Raw genomic sequence first — 21,650 nt, 5'->3', positions numbered from 1 at the left:
GTTCATCATGAGAAAAAGTTATTTTAAAAATAGTCCAGATTATTGCGTTGTTGATTTATAAATGTTAGGAGAGTATCTTAATAACGACGGTGATTTATATTTGATTAAGTTGATAGTTTATTGTAAATATTTTGTTTTATAACCGGGTTGTGAAACGATAATTTTTTCTTTGTGATGGGATGGATATTAATCTCTATTAACGCTCAGGGAGAAAATATTTCGATGAGATAATCCGCGATATATTTTTCTCGATATGTTTGAAATGTAAATATAAATAAACAATAGATTATTTTTTCCATAATATGAACTCATTCAAGTTAGTTTATGGATGGAAGAGAACGCCCTGTTTTTGTCCGTTTTGTGGTTTTTTTGTGATTTATATCTCAAAATAATGTACGTTTTTCTTTTTTATATTACTTTAAGGTGACATTTATCACTAAAAGATGTCTAAATGATCAATACAGTAGATCTCAACTAATTTCATTATAAATTCTTCTTACTGAGGAGTCTGATATGTCTGATGTATTTCACTTAGGTCTGACCAAAAGCGACCTGCAAGGCGCAACTTTAGCTATTGTTCCCGGTGATCCGAAACGTGTGGAAAAAATCGCAAGATTGATGGATAACCCAGTTCATCTTGCTTCTTTACGTGAATTTACGTCATGGCGGGCAGAAATTGATGGTAAAGCTGTCATTGTGTGCTCTACGGGCATCGGCGGCCCGTCAACCTCTATCGCTGTTGAAGAATTAGCCCAATTGGGTGTGCGTACTTTTTTACGTATCGGCACAACAGGTGCAATTCAGGAAAATATCAATGTTGGTGATGTGTTGGTTACCACCGCTGCTGTTCGTTTGGATGGCGCCAGCCTGCATTTTGCTCCGATGGAATTCCCGGCGGTTGCCGATTTTGAATGTACGACGGCTTTGTACGAGGCAGCAAAAGATTTGGGTGCAACGGTACATGTCGGGGTAACGGCCTCTTCCGATACTTTTTATCCCGGTCAGGAGCGTTATGATACCTATTCTGGCCGAGTTGTGAGCCGTTTCAAAGGTTCAATGGCTGAATGGCAGGCGATGGGGGTCATGAATTATGAAATGGAATCGGCAACTTTATTAACAATGTGTGCAAGCCAAGGGCTGCGTGCGGGTATGGTTGCCGGTGTTATTGTTAACCGTACTCAGCAGGAGATTCCTAATGTTGAATTACTTGAGAAAACAGAAAGTAACGCATTGGGGATTGTAGTAGAAGCTGCTCGCCGTTTGTTGTAAATCATACTTTTTGGGCCGGAGTATTCCGGCTCACTCTTATTTTGAATAGAAATCTGTTAATGTTTTAATACCTAACAACTGATTAAAAATCATCATGATCACAACATCTTTATTGCATCCCTCAGTGCTTCCCCTCAATGGAGGGATTAATTTTCGTGATTTAGGCGGTAAAAAAGTCGCGAGTGGTGGAAAAATCAAATCAGGCTTGCTTTTCCGTTCTGGTTCTCTGGATCGCTTAACAGAACAAGACCAATCTTTCCTGGCAAATAAAAATCTCTTTCAAATCATAGATTATCGTGATGTCAGTGAAATAGCGGATAAACCCGATTTGGTATGGAATGGCGCTAATTATCATCATGCTCCGGCCAATCCCTTATATGATGAAGTGAATGCAAATCTGGAAAAATTGGCGTCAGAGATGTTGGAACAATTTAATCCTCAGGCATTTATGTTCCGTCTTTATGAATTACTGCCTCTAAAAAACTCAGCCTACAAGACATTAGTTAAATTACTGCAACAACCGGAAAAAGGTGGGATAGTCCAGCATTGTGCGGTAGGTAAAGACAGAACCGGTGTAGGTTCTGCGCTGGTATTATTTGCATTGGGGGCTGATTTGGATACGGTAATGGAAGATTATTTAGTGACTCACTCTACTTTGGCTCCTTACCGTGAATATTTGTTAAATGAGCATGCGAAAACCATGAGTGACGATGTGGTTGATAAATTCGCTTATGTTTATTCCGTGAGAGAAGAGTTTTTAATGACGGCATTAAACAGTATTAACCAGCATTATGGCAGTGTAGATATATGGCTGGAGAAAGATCTTGGCCTTGATTTTGCTGCTCGTAAGAAATTACAAGGTTATTTCCTTGAATAAAAAGTTGGTTTAATTCTGGTTAATGCAGCGGTGGTTAAATTGAATGTGGTATACCCGTTATCTTTCAAGTTGCCTTTTTGTTGGCTGCACTCGCGATGCATCTTGAAATCCATAGGGTATATTAATCAATATAGGAATATGAATTTGAGTCTTCATGAAATAGTTGAGTTGGTAATCGCTTTTGTTAAAGCACACGATACTTGGATCATGCCGATTGTTTTCTTACTTGCTTTTGGTGAATCTCTGGCTTTTTTCTCCTTGTTATTACCTGCAACGATCATATTGCTTGGGTTAGGTGCATTAATAGGTGAAAGTGGCCTTAATTTCTGGTCAATTTGGTTGGCAGCCGCGGTAGGGGCCTTTTTGGGCGATTGGGTATCCTATATCGCCGGTGCGCATTTTAAAGGTGATGTTGGTAAAATCTGGCCGATTTCCCGTAAACCACAACTGCTGACACGAGCGCATAATTTTTTTGAGCGCTGGGGTATTTGGAGCATTTTCCTTGGTCGGTTTTTTGGGCCATTCCGTGCAATTGTGCCATTAGTCGCGGGTATTTGTACCATGCGATTGCGTTATTTCCAGATAGCGAATATCTGTTCCGCACTTATCTGGTCTTTTGGCGTATTAGCGCCAGGAGCATTTGGTTTGCAATGGTTAGTGAAATGGGTGAGTTAATTGGGAGCGGCTTCGCAGACTGAACCATCTGTATAAATCATTCTGGACATCTATACAGTGGCAATTTAGTTTATCTGGTCTAAGCATTAGATAGAGGAAGTACCGGTGGGTATCCAGTTGTTATATACGTTGATAGGGACATTTGGCGGTCTTTTGGGGGGTGGTATTCTCGTTTGGTTCTCCGTTCATCAACGTATTCAACAGCAAGAGCTGGAATTAAGGAAATTGGACAGCCAGCTTGCCGTTGCTAATGAGAAAATTGAACAATCCGCTTATTGGCGGGTTGAATGCGAACAATTGAACCAAGAATTGCGGGCTCAGAGAGAAATCAATAGCGTGCAAGAATCTGAACTGCGGGAAGTGACGACACGTCTGGAAGAGAGTCGCCTTGCGGCTGAAGAGAAACAGCGGTTGCTGATCAATAGTGAACTACGTTTGAATACTCAATTTGAGAATTTGGCTAATCGTATTTTTGAACAAACGGGGCGCCGTACTGATGAACAAAATCGGCAAAGTCTCAATACGCTTTTAGCACCATTTCGTGAACAGCTCGATGGCCTTCATCGGCAAGTACAGGAGAGTTTTGGCCAGGAAGCCCGTGAACGACATACTCTTGCACATGAAATCCGTAACTTACAGCAACTCAATGTCCAGATGGCGCAGGAAGCTATCAATCTGACAAATGCCCTTAAAGGTAATAATAAAATTCAGGGAGATTGGGGAGAAGTTGTATTATCCCGTATTTTGGAAGCTTCTGGTTTACGAGAAGGGCATGAGTTTTGTACTCAGGTGAATATCAAGGTGGAGGGTAACCGCCGTTTCCAACCTGATGTTATTGTTCATTTGCCGCAAGGGAAAGATGTGGTGATTGATGCCAAAATGTCACTGGTCGCTTATGAGCGTTATTTTAACAGTGGTGATCGACATCAGCAGGAGTTAGCCCTTCAAGAGCATATCGACTCGATTAAAGGTCATATTCGTGGTTTGAGCCGCAAAGATTACCAGCAGTTGCCCGGGCTGAAATCGTTGGACTATGTATTGATGTTTATTCCGGTTGAACCCGCTTATCTGGTTGCGCTGAACAAGGCGCCTGAGCTGCTTGATGAAGCATTTAAATACAATATTATGCTAGTTAGTCCATCAACATTGTTGGTTGCTGTGCGTACGATTAATAACTTGTGGCGCTATGAGTATCAAAGCCAAAATGCGCGTTTAATCGCCGATAAGGCTGCCCGTATGTACGATAAAATGCGTTTGTTTGTCGATGACATGCAAGGTTTGGGGCAAAGCCTGGATAAGGCTCAACTTAATTATCGACTGGCAATGAAAAAGTTGACTGAGGGACGTGGCAACCTGATAAGTCAGGCGGAGAGTTTTCGTAATTTAGGTGTTGAGGTGAAACGTCCGATTGATCCTGAATTGGTTGATAAAGCCAGCCAACCATTCTGCGCTAATGATTAATACCAGGATAGGGTTTTATCTGAAAGGCTGATACACTTTTATAACGCTTTGAATAAAAAATGGGCAAATAACATGGTAGACCAAACGAAACAAACCACGCATTTTGGTTTCCGTACTGTAGCAAAGGATGAAAAAGCAGGCATGGTGGCCGAAGTGTTTCATTCTGTTGCAGCGAAATACGATTTAATGAATGATTTAATGTCGTTTGGTATCCATCGTATCTGGAAACGTGTGGCTATTGATGCCAGTGGGGTGCGCAGAGGTCAGAGGATACTTGATTTAGCCGGTGGTACCGGAGATCTGACCGCCAAATTTTCTCGTATAGTTGGTGAAAAAGGCGAAGTTGTTCTTGCTGATATCAATGAATCTATGCTGAAGGTTGGGCGTGAGAAATTACGTGATGTTGGTATTGTTGGTAATGTCAGCTATGTGCAGGCTAATGCGGAAGCGTTGCCTTTCCCTGATAACTATTTTAATTGCATCACTATCTCTTTTGGTTTGCGCAATGTTACTGAAAAAGAAAAGGCCCTGCGTTCTATGTTTCGGGTGTTGAAGCCGGGTGGGCGTTTATTGGTACTTGAATTTTCTAAGCCTTTGTTCGCTCCGTTAAGCAAAGCGTATGATGCTTATTCTTTCCATGTGCTGCCAAAGATTGGTCAGGTTTTTGTGCAGGATGCTGATAGTTATCGTTATCTGGCGGAATCCATCCGTATGCATCCTGATCAGGAAACGCTTAAAACGATGATGGAAGAGGCTAGTTTTGAACAGGTGACTTATACCAATATGACTGGCGGCATTGTTGCACTACACAGAGGTTTTAAATTCTGAGATGGAAAGACCATCACTGAGTACAGTTATTAATTCCACACTTACGCCGGTTTTAACCGCAGTGATGGAAACATCGTTGAATTACCTGTTGTACCGTGAACCCGTGTTAAGGCCAGCCCGTATGCGGCTGGTGGACAAAGTTTTGTCGATAGAATTAAAAGAAATGAATACACCACTCACGTTGGTGTTCAGTGAAAAACAGGTGGACGTATTAAGCCAATGGGGCGAATCTGCCGATTGCACGGTTAAAACTCACTTTTCTGCTTTGCTTAAGCTACGGGATCGCCAACAACTTTCCAAGTTGCTTAATAGCGGTGAAATGGTTATTGAAGGGGATATGCAGGTTGTTCAGCAATGGGCTGCGTTGTTAGATATGGTTGAATGGGATTTGGCCCATTATCTTTCTCCTTATTTCGGGGATATCGCTGCCGAAAGTATTAATCAAATCCTTAAAAAAGGATTTCAGTTTGTTTCAGGTTCACTGGAATGCCAGAAAAATTATCTGGCGGAAGCGTTAACGGAAGAATGGAAACTGGCCCCAAATCAGCTTGAAGTGGCTTATTTCAGTGAAGAGGTTAGCATGTTGGCCAAAGATATTGAGCAAATAGAACAACGATTGGCAGTATTAGAGGGAAAATATGACTCCAGGTGAATTAAGGCGCCTTTATTTGATCATACGGGTTTTTCTTTCTTACGGATTGGATGAACTAATTCCTCGGATTCGCTTAACCTGGCCTCTTCGTTTTGGTCGTTATTTGTTGTTCTGGATCCCAAATAGACATAAAGATAAATCACTTGGGGAGAGACTACGGCTTGCCTTACAGGAATTAGGGCCTGTTTGGATTAAATTTGGACAGATGCTTTCAACGCGGCGTGATCTGTTTCCTCCCGCAATAGCAGATCAATTGGCATTGTTGCAAGACCGAGTTGCCTCTTTTGATGGCGCTCTGGCGCGTCAATATGTTGAAACCGCTTTAGGAGGGGCATTGGAAACCTGGTTTGATGATTTTGAACCTATTGCTCTGGCCTCTGCTTCAATTGCTCAGGTCCATACTGCTCGGTTAAAAGAGAATGGACAGGAAATTGTTATCAAAGTCATCCGCCCTGATATTCTGCCGATTATCAAAGCGGATATCCGGTTAATGTACCGTCTGGCTAATTGGGTACCAATGTTATTACCCGATGGACGTCGTTTACGTCCTCGTGAAGTTGTGCGGGAATACGAGAAGACGTTAATTGATGAACTGAATTTGCTGCGTGAAGCGGCTAATGCAATTCAACTCCGCCGTAATTTCGAAAATAGTTCAACGCTTTATGTACCGGAAATTTATGCTGATTATTGCCGTGAAAATGTTTTGGTAATGGAACGGGTTTATGGTATCCCTGTTTCTGATATTGAAGCATTGGAAGCGCAGAATACCAATATGAAATTGCTGGCTGAACGGGGCGTACAGGTCTTTTTTACACAGGTTTTTCGCGATAGCTTCTTCCATGCCGATATGCATCCGGGAAATATTTTTGTCAGCTATGAACATCCTGAAGATCCGTTTTATATTGGTATTGATTACGGTATTGTTGGTTCTCTTAATAAAGATGATAAACGTTATCTGGCTGAGAATTTTATTGCTTTCTTTAATCGTGATTACCGGAAAGTTGCTGAGCTTCATGTGGATTCAGGCTGGGTTCCTAGTGATACCAATGTTGAAGATTTTGAATTTGCAATCCGTACGGTTTGTGAGCCAATATTTGAGAAGCCACTTGCTGAAATTTCATTTGGTCATGTACTTCTGAATCTATTTAATACTGCACGTCGTTTTAATATGGCAGTGCAGCCTCAGTTAGTTCTTCTACAGAAGACGCTTTTGTATGTAGAAGGATTAGGACGGCAGCTCTATCCACAGCTTGATTTGTGGAAAACAGCAAAACCGTTTCTGGAGGAGTGGTTACATAGCCAGGTTGGATTGCCGGCAGTTATCCGAGCGTTGAAAGAAAAGGCACCTTATTGGGCAGAAAAGTTGCCAGAACTACCTGAATTAGTGTATGACAGTCTTCAGCAGCATAAACATTTGCAGGTGAGCATTGAGAAGCTATCAAGTCATTTGAAAGGGCAACAGATAAAACAGCGGCAGTCGCAGTATTTGCTTGGTGTTGGTGCGACATTGTTTCTCTGTGGCAGCTTGTTTTTGTTATCTGGCTTAGCAAATATTCCTTGGTTGTTTATAGGCGCGGGTACCGTTTCATGGTTGTTTGGCTGGTGTCGTCTGAATAAAGTTGAGTAAAATTTGTCTTGGTCAGATTTTTTTGAAGGTTGGTTATAGTTCGTCGTATGTATACCCTATGGATTTCAAGATGCATCGAGACGGCAAGGGAGTGAATCCCCGGGAGCATAGGTAACGATGTGACCGGGGTGAGCGAGCGCAGCCAACAAAGAGGCAACTTGAAAGATAACGGGTATATAATGAGCTATTAAAATAATTCCTGTTAAATAGAGGTGAATCAGAATGGGTGGTATAAGCATTTGGCAGTTACTCATTATTGCGGTCATTGTGGTGCTGTTGTTCGGCACGAATAAACTCCGTACTTTAGGTTCTGATCTTGGGGCATCTATTAAAGGTTTTAAAAAGGCGATAGGGGATGATAATCAGCCTCAACAGGCTCAAAAAACCAGTAGTGATGCCGATTTTGAGACTAAAAACATTACTGAAAAACAATCTGTAGCTCAATCTGAAACATCTGAGAGCAAAAACAAAGAGCAGGTATAAACCGTGTTTGACATTGGTTTTGGTGAGTTGCTGCTGGTTATGGTCATTGGCTTGGTGGTTTTGGGGCCAGAACGGCTACCGGTGGCAGTAAAAACGGTTGCTGGTTGGATCAGGGCACTGCGCTCTTTAGCTGCTAACGTCCAAAATGAGTTGGCCCAAGAGCTGAAATTGCAGGAGCTCCAAGAAAGCCTGAAAAAAGTTCAAGAAGAAGCGGGGTTGCAGAATTTATCCCCGGAACTAAAAGCTTCGATGGATGAGCTAAAAGAAGCTGCTGAGTCTTTGAAAAAAGTATACCAAAATGAACCTGATGCGGGCAGTATGAACGCATCAGAAATAAATGAGGTGGCACAAAAGCCGGCAGCGTCTCAGGTTGTGGCTTCTGCAACAAAGAAAAAAACTTCTAATTAAGTTAATGGTGAACACTAAAACATGGCTGTTGATGATACCCAACCACTTATCAGTCACCTTATTGAACTGCGTAAGCGAATTCTAAACAGTTTACTTACTGTATTAGTGGTTTTTTTAGCATTGGTTTATTTTTCTAACGACATCTATCAAATGATTTCTGCGCCTTTGATTAAGCAGTTGCCTCAAGGTGCCAGTATGATAGCAACAGATGTCGCTTCTCCCTTTTTTACGCCAATAAAACTAACCATTATGGTGTCAATATTCGTATCTGCACCTATGGTTCTCTATCAAGTATGGGCATTTATTGCTCCTGCGTTATATAAACATGAACGCCGCTTGATGATCCCTTTGCTTGTTTCCAGCAGCCTGTTGTTTTATTTGGGGATGGCATTTGCTTATTTTGTTGTATTTCCGATAGCTTTTGGATTCTTTGCTAAAACGGCGCCTGAAGGAGTGCTGATTGCAACGGATATCAGTAACTACTTGAGCTTTGTCATGGCACTGTTTATGGCCTTTGGTGTCTCTTTTGAAGTACCCGTTGCCATTATTTTATTATGTTGGAGTGGGGTAGTTACACCGGAATCCTTAAAGAAAAAGCGTCCCTATATTTTGGTCGGGGCCTTTGTTGTTGGCATGTTGTTAACGCCGCCGGATGTTTTCTCGCAAACCTTGCTGGCTATTCCTATGTATCTGCTGTTTGAGCTGGGGATTTTGCTCTCTCGTTTTTATACCGGACAGCGGAAATTGGGGGATCGTTCAGAGGAAGATGAGCAGGAAGCGCCAGAAGTGAATACGGAAAAGTGATAATAGTAATCTTAACATGTTGTTCTGTAGTGCTAAGATAATTAGTACGAAGCGATAGCATATTAATTAACCCAGCGCGAGTGTGCTGGGTTTGAGTTAGGAGAGCTATATGAGCTATGCATTTCCAGGAACTTTCCCTGGTCGACGTATGCGCCGGTTGCGCTGTCATGATTTTTCCCGCCGTCTGGTTGCTGAAAACCAATTAACTGTTAATGATTTAATCTATCCTGTATTTGTGATGGAGGGCACTAATCGTCGTCAAGAGGTGCCTTCTATGCCAGGGGTGTATCGTCTGACGATGGATCTTTTGCTGAAAGAAGCTGAAGAGATTGCTCGATTGGGGATTCCTGTATTGTCTCTGTTCCCCGTTATTGAAGCAGATAAAAAATCTCTGGGTGCGGAAGAAGCTTATAACCCTGATGGGTTGATTCAACGTACGGTTCGTGCGTTGAAAAATGCTGTTCCTGAACTAGGGTTGCTAACTGATGTAGCATTAGATCCATTCACTACACATGGTCAGGATGGGATCATCGACCAAGATGGTTATGTAATGAATGATGTCACCAAAGAGATCTTGGTCAAACAGGCATTGTCACATGCAGAAGCTGGTGCTGAGATTGTGGCGCCGAGCGACATGATGGATGGGCGTATTGGTGCAATCCGTGAACTGTTTGAAACGGAAGGACATGTAAATACTCAAATTATGGCTTACTCCGCTAAGTATGCTTCTAGTTATTATGGCCCATTCCGTGATGCAATCGGTTCAAATCGTAATTTGAAAGGGGGCAATAAAAAAACCTATCAGATGGACCCTGCGAATAGTGATGAAGCATTGCAGGAGATTGCACAGGATTTGCAGGAAGGCGCTGACACTGTAATGGTAAAACCAGGTATGCCCTACCTGGATGTTATTCGCAGGGTAAAAGAGACATTTGGTGTACCAACCTTTGCTTATCAAGTATCTGGCGAATATGCCATGCACATGGCTGCTATCCAGAATGGTTGGTTACAAGAACAGGTAATTGTGGAGTCTCTGTTATGCTTCAAGCGCGCTGGAGCAGATGGTGTACTGACCTATTTTGCGAAACAGATTGCTCAACAATTATATGAACAGAAACGTTAATACTTGATTAAAAACGGGCGAATGCAAATTCTGCCCGTTTTTTATTTGGTTAAATTTTCACAAACTGCTTATTGTTAAGTGCCTTAGGTAATTGTTTATTCAGAATATTAAGTAACAGAATAGAACGGGTTTCTCCATCTGGCTCATTGTAGATAGCTTGCAATCCTTCAAAAATACCTTCGGTGATTAATACGGTATCGCCAGCCACAGGTGTATCTGGTGATACATATTCTTGCTCAGTTGCTGATACGATCTCTTTAATCAGTGTTTCCGGTACGATAGCAGGGTGCACGCCAAAACGGACAAAGTGGCTAACACCGCGTGTTGAATTGATAGTTGTAGTATGAATAATTTCAGGGTCAAACTGAACAAACAGATAATTAGGAAAAAGTGGTTCTATATTCACAGTACGTTTACCACGGGTTATTTTTTCAATTCTCGCGGTAGGAGTCAGGCAAGCAACATCCTGTCGTTCCAGATTTTCTATTGCTCGTGAAATTTGCCCACGTTTACAGTAAATGAGGTACCAGTTTTCCATCTTTATTTAACCTTAATCCAATGACTATTAAGCATAGCAAAATAGAAAAGGGCATTACAGGCATTATCTTAGTGATAATTGTTTAATAATGCATATTTATTGTTATGAGTGGGTCCTATGTTTTTCAGTAAAAAAGCGATGAGTAATATTTTGGTAAGTAACAGATAAAGTAATTAATATAAAGTTGGTTGTTATTTGTTCAGCAAATATTAATAAAAGAAAAATATCAGTATTTCTGTTGAGTAATTGCAAAATTTGATAGTCATTGAGTAGTCATATGGGAAATCCGTGGTGATCGATTGGCTGCATCTTGTGCAGTGAACCCAGAGGAGATAGTGATAGTATTATTTCTGTGGTAAGAGTAAAGGTATCGAGATGTTCCAATGCAATATACCCGTCATCTTTCAAGTTGCCTCTTTGTTGGCTGCACTCGCCCACCCCGGTCACATAGTTCTCTATGCTCCCGGGGATTCACTCCCTTGCCGTCGCGATGCATCTTGAAATCCATAGGGTATATGTTCCAACTAAACATCTTACTAGGCAATTTAATGCTCAAATATTAACTTATTAGCCTCCATTTCGTTGTATTTGACTTTAAGGTCGCAAGGTTGAATTAACCTCATTGCTTTTTAGTAACTTATTGGTTTACTTTGTAGTCTTCTGAAAAAAACACAAAAAAGCTGAGTGGGATGGCTTATAATGTTTTCCCCCTTAAAAACCGGCATAAATGAATAGTATGAAATACCGTGACTTAAGAGATTTTCTAACCTTATTGGAGCATAAAGGTGAGTTGAAACGCATCAGTTTTGAAGTTGATCCTTATTTGGAGATGACTGAGATTGCAGATCGTACCCTTCGCGCTGGTGGGCCTGCCTTGTTGTTTGAAAATCCCAAAGGTTATTCGATGCCTGTATTGTGTAATTTGTTCGGTACTGCTGAGCGTGTTGCTATGGGAATGGGGCAGAAAGATGTTAAAGCTTTGCATGATGTGGGTAAGCTGCTAGCTTTTTTGAAAGAACCCGATCCTCCGAAAGGTTTTCGTGATTTACTGGATAAGCTACCGAAATTTAAGCAAGTCCTTAATATGCCAACTAAACGGCTTAATACTGCGCCTTGTCAGGAACATGTTTCGGTTGGTGACGATGTAGATTTAACCCGTATTCCGATTATGCACTGTTGGCCAGAGGATGCTGCGCCGTTGATTACTTGGGGGCTGACAGTCACTCGTGGCCCGAATAAAGAGCGGCAAAATCTTGGTATCTATCGTCAGCAAGTCTTGGGTAAAAATAAACTCATTATGCGCTGGTTATCTCATCGTGGTGGTGCGCTTGATTTTCAGGAATGGTGTCAGGCACATCCAGGAGAACGTTTCCCGGTGGCTGTTGCTTTGGGGGCTGATCCAGCGACAATATTGGGGGCTGTGACGCCAGTTCCTGATACATTATCGGAATATGCATTTGCCGGGTTATTAAGAGGATATAAAACAGAAGTTGTGAAATGTCTTTCAAATAACTTGGAGGTACCAGCAAGTGCTGAGATCGTATTGGAGGGGTATATTGAGCCTGGCGAGTTAGCCCCAGAAGGGCCATATGGTGACCATACGGGCTATTATAATGAAATCGATATGTTCCCGGTGTTCACTGTGACACATATTACTCAGCGCCATGATGCTATTTATCACTCGACTTATACTGGCCGCCCGCCGGATGAACCTGCTGTGTTGGGGGTTGCATTGAATGAGGTGCTGGTACCGATTTTACAAAAACAGTTTCCTGAAATTGTCGATTTTTATCTGCCTCCTGAAGGTTGTTCCTATCGTCTTGCCGTCGTGACTATGAAGAAACAATATCCGGGTCATGCCAAGCGAGTCATGATGGGGGTTTGGTCATATCTACGGCAATTTATGTATACAAAGTTTGTTATCGTTTGTGATGATGATATCAATGCCAGAGACTGGAACGATGTCATTTGGGCAATCACTACGAGGATGGATCCGGCAAGAGATACAGTATTAATGGAGAATACTCCGATAGATTATCTCGATTTTGCATCACCCGTTTCAGGATTGGGTTCGAAAATGGGAATGGATGCAACGAACAAATGGCCGGGAGAGACGCAGAGGGAATGGGGACGTCCTATTGTGATGAGTGAAGAAGTGCGTACCCGCGTCGACAAAATCTGGGATGAATTAGATATTTTAGGACCATAAGAGGGAACGCATGACAACACTGAGCTGCAAAGTAACCTCTGTAGAGGCTATTACTGATACGGTTTATCGGGTACGGTTACTTCCTGATTCTCCGTTCTCATTCCGTGCCGGTCAATATCTGATGGTGGTAATGGGTGAGAGAGATAAGCGTCCGTTTTCAATGGCATCAACACCTTCAGAAAAGGAGTTTATTGAATTACATATTGGTGCTTCTGAATTGAATTTGTATGCAATGGCGGTGATGGATAGAATTCTGGATCAGAAAGTGATCGATATTGATATCCCTCATGGTAAAGCTTGGTTTCGTCAAAGCAGCACTAATCCGCTGTTATTAATTGCAGGCGGTACGGGGTTTTCTTATACCCGTTCTATATTACTGACAGCGTTGGAAGAACAACCTGAACGCCAGATCTCTATGTATTGGGGAGGCAGAGAATCACAACATTTATATGATCTTACTGAATTACAGCTATTTACAGAGCGCTACCCTAATTTGAAGGTTGTTCCGGTTGTTGAACAGTCAGAGAATGGTTGGTGTGGACGTACAGGAACAGTGCTTAAAGCGGTACTAGAGGATTTTGGTAGTTTGGCCAATTATGATATCTACATTGCAGGGCGATTTGAAATGGCAAAAATTGCTCGCGAGCGCTTTTGTGGTGAGCGTGATGCTTCTACTGACAACATGTATGGTGATGCTTTCGAATTCATTTAAAATAATAATAAAAAAACCCGCCCCTGACAGGCGGGAATTACGGCAACAACGACTCAGTTATAATAATTCTTACAGATAAGTTCTTAATCCATTCTTTCTATAATGGTGGCGATACCTTGGCCTAAACCGATACACATGGTTGCCAGGCCAAACTGAACATCGCGGCGTTCCATTAAGTTCAACAATGTTGTTGTGATGCGAGCACCTGAGCAGCCTAGTGGGTGACCAAGAGCAATTGCGCCACCATTCAGGTTAACTTTGTCATCCATACTGTCCAACAAATTCAGGCCTTTCAGGCAGGCAAGTGACTGAGCAGCAAATGCTTCGTTTAGTTCAATCACGCCAATATCACCCAGTTCTAAACCTGCTTTTTTGAGCGCCATTTGTGTAGCAGGGACCGGGCCATATCCCATAATGGAAGGATCGCAACCAACAGCTGCCATAGAACGGATACGGGCGCGAGGTTTCAGTCCCAGATTCTTGGCATAGCTTTCACTGGTTATCAACATTGCAGACGCACCATCGGATAAAGCAGAAGAGCTGCCTGCTGTGACTGAGCCTGTTACTGGATCGAATACAGGGCGCAGGGCGGCTAGATCTTTTAGATTAGCATCCGAACGGATTACCTCATCGTAATCAAACAATTTCAATATGCCATCGGCATCGTGACCATAAATTGCTGATATTTCATTGGAGAATGCGCCTGATTGCGTTGCTTGTGTAGCACGTTGGTGCGAACGAAGCGCAAATTCATCTTGCATTTCACGGCTGATATGGTGAATCTTTGCCAACATTTCAGCGGTTAAGCCCATGACTCCTGCGGCCTTGGCAACACTCAGACTCATTTTAGGATGGAAATCCACGCCATGTGTCATTGGAACGTGACCCATGTGCTCTACACCACCAATCAGTGTGACATTAGCTTCTCCGGTCATGATCATACGAGCGCCATCATGCAGCGCTTGCATTGATGAACCGCACAGCCGGTTAACAGTCACGGCTGGTACAGAGTGAGGGATATCCGCCAGTAAAGCTGCATTACGGGCAATGTTGAAACCTTGCTCTAGAGTTTGCTGTACACAGCCCCAGTAGATGTCATCGATTTCGTGTTGCTGTATTGCCGGATTACGTTTAAATAGCTCTTTCATCAGGTGAGCGGAGAGATCTTCAGCCCGGACCTGACGGAATGCACCACCTTTTGAGCGCCCCATTGGGGTGCGGATGCCATCAATAATGACTACATTTTCCATGTTTCCAGACCTCACGCTGTTTTTCCGGTGCTGACAGCAATCGTTGCTGCTGTAGAGTAGTAACTTTCATTACGTTCAGCTTTGGCTTTCAGACCAGGTGGTACCTGATAAAGAGCACCGAGGTGAGCATAATTTTCAGCCATTTTTACGTAAGCCGCTGTTCCCATTGTTTCCAGATAACGGAAAACACCACCGTGGAATGGAGGGAAACCAAGGCCATAAACCAGAGCCATATCGGCTTCTGCCGGGCTGGCAATGACACCTTCTTCCAGACAACGGACAACTTCGTTGATCATCGGGATCATAGTACGAGCAATGATCTCTTCACCGGAGAAATTACTCTTCTGTTGGCAGATAGTTGCCAGCAGTTGGTCTGTTTGCTCGTCCTGCTCTTTTTTAGGCTTACCTTTCTTATCTTGAGTGTACTTGTAGAAACCAAGGCCGTTTTTCTGCCCGTAACGTTGATTGTCATATAAAACATCAATGGCATCTTTATAATCACGCTGCATACGATCTGGGAACCCTTGGGCCATGACTGATTGAGCATGATGTGCAGTGTCAAGACCAATAACATCAATGAGATAAGCAGGACCCATTGGCCAACCAAATTCTTTCTCCATGATTTTGTCTATTTGGCGGAAATCACCACCATCACGCAATAGCAGACCGAAGCCAAGGAGATAAGGAAGCAGTACCCGGTTTACAAAGAACCCTGGACAGTCGTTAACGACGATCGGAGTTTTACCCATTTTGCTGGCATAGGCGACTACGGTTGAAATTGTCTTTTCAGAAGTTTTTTCACCGCGAATGACTTCAACCAACGGCATGCGGTGTACCGGGTTGAAGAAATGCATACCACAGAAATTTTCCGGGCGTTTTAGGGAATTAGCTAATTCTGAAATTGGAATTGTTGATGTGTTGGAAGCTAGGACACAATCTTCATTAACCAGAGTTTCAGTTTCTGATAGTACAGCCGCTTTGATTTTAGGATTCTCTACTACAGCTTCAACCACGATTTGAGCCTGTTCGATACCGGCATAATTTAAGGTAGGTTGAATAGAAGAGAGGGTTCTCGCCATTTTTATAGCATCTAGACGGCCTCGTTCAAACTGCTTGTTTAGAAGTTTCGCGGCTTCATTCATACCTAATTCAAGGGCTTGCTGGCTGATGTCTTTCATCATGACAGTAATCCCTTTGCGGGCAGATTGATAGGCTATACCACCACCCATAATTCCAGCACCAAGAACTGCGGCATACTCAGGTGTTGTGACTTCTTTCAGATGTTTTTTTGCCAGTCCTTTTACGTACTGGTCATTAAGAAAAATACCCACTAAGGCACGGGCAACATTTGTCTGTGCTAAAGGAATGAAGCTGGCGGTTTCCTGTTTCAATGCTTCATCACGACCAAATGTCGCGGCTTTTTCTATGGATTTAACTGCGGTGATAGGAGCTGGATAATGAGGGCCGGCGACTTTCATCACCATACCTTTTGCCACACTAAAACTCATGCCTCGTTCAATTTCATTGAGTTTCAAAGGCTCTAATTTTGGCTGGCGTGCGGCTTTCCAGTTAAGGTTCCCTGCAATTGCTTGTTCCAGCATTGATACTGCGGAATCAACCAGTTTTTCTTTGGGAACAACAGCATCAATCAAACCGTTTTTCAATGCTTCTTCTGCCCCAATGTCTTTACCTGCGGCAATGATATCCAGTGCATTATCAGTCCCGATCAGGCGTGGAAGGCGAACTGAGCCACCAAAACCAGGCATAATACCAAGTTTGGTTTCTGGCAGTCCAATACGTACATCCGGGGAAGCTACACGGAAATCTGTAGACAGAACACATTCACATCCACCACCAAGAGCATAACCGTTTATTGCTGAAATGGTTGGTACAGGTAAATCTTCTATCCGGTTAAAAATGCTATTTGAAAAGTTAAGCCATTCTTGCAGCTTTTCTACAGGTGAATCGAATAAAGAGAGGAATTCAGTAATATCTGCGCCAACAATAAATGCGGCTTTTTCAGAGCGTAATAAAACGCCTTTCAGTCCCGTTTGTTGCTCTAGGCTGGCAACAGCCTTATCGAGAGAGGCAACGGTTTTAGTATCTAGTTTATTAATTGCGGCTGGGGCATTGAAAACCAGTTCAGCAATGTCATCTTTCAGCCAGCTTACTTGAATTGTTTCACTTTGATAGAGCATGTCGTTCTCCTAAATGAGCGCATACCATCTGGTATGACCAGATGGGTTTGATTGTGGTTATTATGTTAAGTAAATGCAAATGAGTGATTAGTTTTTTGCAAGGGTGATCACAAGTGAGATTTGTATCTCATTGGCAATAATTGTTTTTATATCTTGATAAATAAGGTGTTAGTGGGGGTCGATAAATTGAGAGGATTTTTGGGTGATACCTGCAAATATCAACGGCTGTGATAAGCTAATGGTTTAGCCATAAAATAAAAAAGGTCAATTGAAATGGAAAAGTTGGCATCTCTGTACCACGAACATATCTCTACATTACAGCAACGTACCTGTGAAGCATTGGCCCGTAATCAATTTGGTGCTTTGCTTATTCACTCTGGTGAGTTACAGCGTATTTTTCTTGATGACAGAGACTACCCTTTCAAAGTTAACGCTCACTTCAAAGCTTGGGTACCAGTAACTAAAGTGCCTAATTGCTGGTTGTGGGTAGATGGTATTAATAAACCTAAATTATGGTTTTACTCGCCGGTAGATTATTGGCACAGCGTAGAACCGATGCCGACTAGCTACTGGACTAAAGAAGTTGAAATGATTCATCTGGCAAATGCTGGAGATATCAATTCAGCGTTAAGCACTTATGTGAAACAGAATGTTGCTTACATCGGTTGTTCACCGCAAAGAGCAGAAGAGATTGGTTTCTCTGAACGCAATATTAATCCAAAGTCTGTTCTTGATTATTTGCATTTCCATCGTTCATACAAAACAGATTATGAACTAGTCTGTATGCGTGAAGCGCAAAAAACGGCTATTGTCGGGCACTTGGCAGCTTATGAAGCATTTCAGGCTGGGATGAGTGAATTTGATATTAATATCTCTTATCTTATGGCAACAGGTCATCGTGATACAGATGTGCCTTATAACAATATTATTGCTATGAATGAGAATGCGGCTGTTTTGCATTACACTGCATTGCAGCACAATGCACCTTCGGATATTCGTAGTTTCCTGATTGATGCCGGTGCTGAATATAATGGCTATGCAGCAGATATCACCCGCACTTATTCAGCAAAAAGTAATAATGAATTTGCTTCTCTAATTAAAGATATGGATGCTGAACAAAAAGCGTTAATTAGTACAATTAAAGCAGGAACTCGCTATACCGAATATCATATTCAGATGCATCATCGGATTGCTAAGTTGTTGAAAAAATATGGTATCGTGAAAGATGTCAGTGAAGAAGTCATGGTTGAAAAAGGGCTGACAACGCCATTCTTTCCACATGGCATTGGTCACCCTCTTGGATTACAGGTCCATGATGTGGCAGGGTTTATGCAGGATGATACAGGTACACATTTAGCCGCTCCGGATATGTATCCTTATCTGCGTTGTACCCGTATTCTAGAACCTCGCATGGTGCTGACTATCGAGCCAGGCCTTTATTTCATCGAATCGCTGCTTGCATCTTGGCGTGAAAGTGAGTTCAGCAAACATTTTGACTGGAATAAAATTGGGACGCTTAAACCTTTCGGTGGTATTCGTATTGAAGACAATATTGTGATCCATGAAAATAAAGTGGAAAACATGACTCGGGATCTTCAATTGCCATAATGAAGCCTTATTTGATACCCGCAGCTTCAGTGAGTTTTACTGAAGAGATTAAAAAAAGTCGCTTTATTACCTTGCTGGAGCATACTGACGGGGTGGATGAGGCTAAAGCGTTTATCCAGAAAATCAAAGCTCAGTACCCTGATGCCCGCCATCACTGCTGGGCATTTGTTGCTGGTGCACCGGATGATTCACAACAGTTGGGTTTTTCAGATGATGGGGAACCTTCAGGAACCGCAGGTAGGCCGATACTGTCCCAACTTATGGGAAATAATATCGGTGAAATAACCGCGGTTGTTGTTCGCTATTTTGGTGGAATAAAATTAGGTACCGGTGGGTTGGTAAGGGCATATGGAAGTGGTGCCCAACAGGCGCTGAAATTGCTGGAGACAAAAAATAAGGTTCCACAGAAACTCTGTTCCTTGCAGTGTGAATATGCCCATATCTCTATGATTGAACAGTTATTACAGAAATCATCAGGGCAAATTATTTCCAGTGAGTATGCAGAGAATGTTACTTTGCGAATTTCACTTCCAGCTACCTTAGTGGGGGAAGTCGGTGATAAATTACGTGATCTAAGTCGCGGTGTACTGTATTTAACACCTGATCTGTAAATATTCTCTGTAACTGGATTTCTAAGGAACCAGCTAAATGCATTTTCGTGCCATAACCCGTATTGTTGGGCTGCTTGTCATTCTTTTCTCTGTCACCATGATAATTCCAGGGTTGGTAGCACTTATCTATCGTGATGGCGCTGGGCGTGCATTTAGTCAGACATTTATTTTTGCCTTAATTATCGGTTTGATGCTTTGGATACCAAATCGGGAGCAAAAACATGAATTAAAGCCCCGGGAAGGGTTTCTTATCGTTGCTTTGTTTTGGACAGTACTTGGTAGTGTTGGGGCTTTACCTTTCATTTTTTCTGAACAGCCAAATCTTTCTATTACAGATGCATTTTTTGAATCTTTTTCCGGTTTAACAACAACGGGTGCTACGACACTGATTGGGCTTGATTCCTTGCCTAAAGCGATTCTTTTCTACCGGCAGATGCTGCAATGGTTAGGTGGTATGGGTATTATAGTGCTGGCTGTTGCAATACTGCCTCTACTTGGGGTTGGGGGAATGCAGCTCTATCGGGCTGAAATGCCTGGCCCCTTGAAAGATAATAAAATGCGCCCGAGAATTGCTGAAACGGCAAAAACTTTATGGTTGATTTATGTGTTACTGACAATCGCCTGCTCTTTAGCGTTATGGGCTGCGGGTATGTCAGTTTTTGATGCCATTTCTCACAGTTTTTCAACTATCGCAATTGGTGGATTTTCTACACATGACGCGAGTATTGGTTATTTCAATAGCCCCGCGATAAATACCATTATTGCGATTTTTCTACTGATTTCTGGTTGTAACTTTGGTTTGCACTTCGCGGTATTAACGGGACGTAGCCTGACAGTATATTGGCGGGACCCTGAATTCCGTATGTTTATCTCCATTCAATTAGTGCTTGTTATTATTTGCACTCTGATCTTATGGCATCACGCTATTTATAAGTCGGGGATAGAGACACTAAACCAAGCTTTTTTCCAGGTTGTTTCAATGGCGACAACAGCAGGGTTCAGCACAGATAGTTTTGCTCGTTGGCCATCATTTTTGCCAATACTGCTGTTGTGTTCCGCTTTTATTGGGGGTTGTGCAGGTTCGACGGGAGGAGGACTGAAGGTGATTCGTATCTTACTGCTATTCCTGCAAGGTTCCCGTGAATTGAAGAGATTGGTTCATCCAAATGCGGTTTATACCCTCAAGCTAGGGCGAAGAGCATTACCTGAAAGAATTATTGAAGCTGTTTGGGGATTTTTCTCTGCTTATGCTTTGGTATTTATCATTAGTTTATTATTACTTATCGCAACTGGTGTAGATGAACTTTCTGCGTTTTCTGCAATAGCCGCTACACTAAATAATCTAGGGCCAGGGTTGGGTGTTGTTGCGGATAACTTCACTGCAATGAATCCGGCAGCCAAATGGATATTAGTTATAACGATGTTGTTTGGTCGCTTGGAAGTATTCACTTTATTAGTTTTATTTACACCAACCTTCTGGCGTGAATAGTCTATTGGGAGAGGGATATGGCTATGAATTGTTTATTACTTTATTCCAGTCGGGATGGACAGACTAAGAAAATCATTACCCGCATTGCTGAAAATCTACGCAGATCAGGGAAGGTATGCGAGCTCAGAGATTTAGCAACAGTGAAAACGATCAATTTGGAATCTTATGACAAGATTATGATTGGAGCTTCGATCAGGTATGGTCATTTCAATTCGGCACTGAAAAAGTTTGCAATCTGTCATCAACAACAACTTAATAAAATGCCAACCGCATTTTTTGGCGTAAATTTGACAGCAAGGAAGCCAGAGAAACGTACACCAGAAACGAATGTGTATGTTCGTAAGTTTCTATTTAATACCCCGTGGAAGCCAGATTTGTGTGGTGTTTTTGCTGGTGCATTACTTTATCCTCGTTATCATTGGTTGGATCGGATAATGGTTAAAATAATTATGAAAATGACCGGTGGGGAAACTGATACAACTAAAGAAGTTGAATATACCGACTGGCAGCAAGTTGATCATTTTACCAATGATTTCCTTAAAATAGTGAGTGAAAAATGACTGATTTGTTCTTTTTATCAGTGTTTTGTTGAAAAAATCCGCGAATAAAAGTTTTTTTCAAATAAACGCTTGCCAGCGCCAAAGAACGCCCTATAATGCGCCACCACTGACCGACACAACGCTGATAAACATTGTGAGGTCGGGCAGAGAAAGCGGCAATAAGCGCTTGACTCTGCGGGCGAAAAGCGTAGTATACGCAGCCCGGCTGAACGAGAATATCATTTTTTAATTCAGCCTGCTCTTTAACAATTAATCAGACAATCTGTGT

19 protein-coding genes and 1 pseudogene are annotated in these 21,650 nt (G+C 42.3%); 17 read left to right on the top strand and 3 right to left on the bottom strand.

What is annotated here, in order from left to right:
* The first annotated feature begins 513 nt into the window (after positions 1–513).
* The 11 genes and pseudogenes from udp (at position 514) to hemB (ending at position 10,207) form a co-directional block, all read left to right on the top strand.
* Complete coding sequence (gene udp / locus ACGF5R_RS04225; protein ID WP_088371272.1) at positions 514–1,269, top strand: uridine phosphorylase; 756 nt, start codon at positions 514–516, stop codon at positions 1,267–1,269.
* A gap of 94 nt (positions 1,270–1,363) precedes the next feature.
* Positions 1,364–2,146 (top strand): tyrosine-protein phosphatase, encoded by a 783-nt coding sequence (locus ACGF5R_RS04220; protein ID WP_112878792.1) that lies wholly within the window; start codon positions 1,364–1,366, stop codon positions 2,144–2,146.
* A 138-nt stretch (positions 2,147–2,284) separates the two neighbouring features.
* Positions 2,285–2,821, top strand: a complete 537-nt coding sequence (locus ACGF5R_RS04215) for a DedA family protein (protein ID WP_370446070.1) — start codon at positions 2,285–2,287, stop codon at positions 2,819–2,821.
* A 129-nt stretch (positions 2,822–2,950) separates the two neighbouring features.
* Positions 2,951–4,282, top strand: coding sequence for a DNA recombination protein RmuC (rmuC, locus tag ACGF5R_RS04210; RefSeq protein ID WP_262981253.1), 1,332 nt, complete (start codon positions 2,951–2,953; stop codon positions 4,280–4,282).
* A 72-nt stretch (positions 4,283–4,354) separates the two neighbouring features.
* The gene (gene ubiE / locus ACGF5R_RS04205; protein ID WP_112878794.1) at positions 4,355–5,110 is read left to right on the top strand and encodes a bifunctional demethylmenaquinone methyltransferase/2-methoxy-6-polyprenyl-1,4-benzoquinol methylase UbiE; all 756 of its coding nucleotides are present in this window, start codon (positions 4,355–4,357) and stop codon (positions 5,108–5,110) included.
* A gap of 1 nt (position 5,111) precedes the next feature.
* Complete coding sequence (locus ACGF5R_RS04200) at positions 5,112–5,762, top strand: SCP2 domain-containing protein (protein WP_112878795.1); 651 nt, start codon at positions 5,112–5,114, stop codon at positions 5,760–5,762.
* Entirely contained in the window at positions 5,749–7,389 is a 1,641-nt protein-coding gene (gene ubiB / locus ACGF5R_RS04195) for a ubiquinone biosynthesis regulatory protein kinase UbiB (protein WP_262981248.1), read from the top strand. The genes ACGF5R_RS04200 and ubiB overlap by 14 nt, the downstream gene beginning before the upstream one ends.
* Before the next feature lie 222 nt (positions 7,390–7,611).
* Positions 7,612–7,872 (top strand): Sec-independent protein translocase subunit TatA, encoded by a 261-nt coding sequence (tatA, locus tag ACGF5R_RS04190; RefSeq protein WP_011148500.1) that lies wholly within the window; start codon positions 7,612–7,614, stop codon positions 7,870–7,872.
* A 3-nt stretch (positions 7,873–7,875) separates the two neighbouring features.
* Positions 7,876–8,167: pseudogene (gene tatB / locus ACGF5R_RS04185) on the top strand (Sec-independent protein translocase protein TatB); the annotation flags it as partial.
* A gap of 134 nt (positions 8,168–8,301) precedes the next feature.
* Positions 8,302–9,084, top strand: a complete 783-nt coding sequence (gene tatC, locus ACGF5R_RS04180; RefSeq protein ID WP_011148498.1) for a Sec-independent protein translocase subunit TatC — start codon at positions 8,302–8,304, stop codon at positions 9,082–9,084.
* Between the two features lie 109 nt (positions 9,085–9,193).
* Positions 9,194–10,207 (top strand): porphobilinogen synthase, encoded by a 1,014-nt coding sequence (gene hemB, locus ACGF5R_RS04175; protein WP_112878798.1) that lies wholly within the window; start codon positions 9,194–9,196, stop codon positions 10,205–10,207.
* Between the two features lie 49 nt (positions 10,208–10,256).
* Here hemB and rfaH read toward each other — a convergent pair whose 3' ends face one another.
* The gene (gene rfaH / locus ACGF5R_RS04170; protein WP_112878799.1) at positions 10,257–10,745 is read right to left on the bottom strand and encodes a transcription/translation regulatory transformer protein RfaH; all 489 of its coding nucleotides are present in this window, start codon (positions 10,743–10,745) and stop codon (positions 10,257–10,259) included.
* A gap of 736 nt (positions 10,746–11,481) precedes the next feature.
* Here rfaH and ubiD point away from each other — a divergent pair.
* Positions 11,482–12,954: a 4-hydroxy-3-polyprenylbenzoate decarboxylase gene (gene ubiD, locus ACGF5R_RS04165; protein WP_112878800.1), complete on the top strand. Its 1,473-nt coding sequence runs from the start codon at positions 11,482–11,484 to the stop codon at positions 12,952–12,954.
* Positions 12,955–12,964: 10 nt separating this feature from the next.
* On the top strand, positions 12,965–13,666 hold the full coding sequence (gene fre, locus ACGF5R_RS04160; RefSeq protein WP_112878801.1) for an NAD(P)H-flavin reductase: 702 nt from the start codon (positions 12,965–12,967) through the stop codon (positions 13,664–13,666).
* Positions 13,667–13,749: 83 nt separating this feature from the next.
* Here fre and fadA read toward each other — a convergent pair whose 3' ends face one another.
* Together fadA and fadB are read right to left on the bottom strand one after the other, a co-directional pair.
* A complete protein-coding gene (gene fadA / locus ACGF5R_RS04155) occupies positions 13,750–14,916 on the bottom strand; it encodes an acetyl-CoA C-acyltransferase FadA (RefSeq protein WP_112878802.1) in 1,167 nt (388 codons plus the stop codon).
* An 11-nt stretch (positions 14,917–14,927) separates the two neighbouring features.
* Positions 14,928–17,114 (bottom strand): fatty acid oxidation complex subunit alpha FadB, encoded by a 2,187-nt coding sequence (gene fadB / locus ACGF5R_RS04150; RefSeq protein WP_112878803.1) that lies wholly within the window; start codon positions 17,112–17,114, stop codon positions 14,928–14,930.
* Between the two features lie 273 nt (positions 17,115–17,387).
* Here fadB and pepQ point away from each other — a divergent pair, with 273 nt between their 5' ends.
* Genes pepQ through hemG form a run of 4 tightly spaced genes read left to right on the top strand, consistent with a single transcriptional unit; the run spans position 17,388 to position 21,382 of the window.
* Positions 17,388–18,722 carry a Xaa-Pro dipeptidase gene (pepQ, locus tag ACGF5R_RS04145; RefSeq protein ID WP_112878804.1) on the top strand — a complete coding sequence of 445 codons (1,335 nt, stop codon included), beginning with the start codon at positions 17,388–17,390 and terminating at the stop codon, positions 18,720–18,722.
* On the top strand, positions 18,722–19,333 hold the full coding sequence (locus ACGF5R_RS04140) for an IMPACT family protein (protein WP_112878805.1): 612 nt from the start codon (positions 18,722–18,724) through the stop codon (positions 19,331–19,333). The genes pepQ and ACGF5R_RS04140 overlap by 1 nt, the downstream gene beginning before the upstream one ends.
* Positions 19,334–19,370: 37 nt before the next feature.
* A complete protein-coding gene (gene trkH / locus ACGF5R_RS04135) occupies positions 19,371–20,822 on the top strand; it encodes a Trk system potassium transporter TrkH (protein WP_112878806.1) in 1,452 nt (483 codons plus the stop codon).
* Between the two features lie 23 nt (positions 20,823–20,845).
* The gene (hemG, locus tag ACGF5R_RS04130) at positions 20,846–21,382 is read left to right on the top strand and encodes a menaquinone-dependent protoporphyrinogen IX dehydrogenase (protein WP_112878807.1); all 537 of its coding nucleotides are present in this window, start codon (positions 20,846–20,848) and stop codon (positions 21,380–21,382) included.
* The last annotated feature ends 268 nt before the right edge of the window (positions 21,383–21,650 follow it).

Origin of the sequence: Photorhabdus sp. RM71S (genome assembly GCF_042879355.1) — a bacterium.
Taxonomy (GTDB): Bacteria; Pseudomonadota; Gammaproteobacteria; order Enterobacterales; family Enterobacteriaceae; genus Photorhabdus; species Photorhabdus kayaii.
This window is presented reverse-complemented; position numbering and strand designations above follow the sequence as displayed.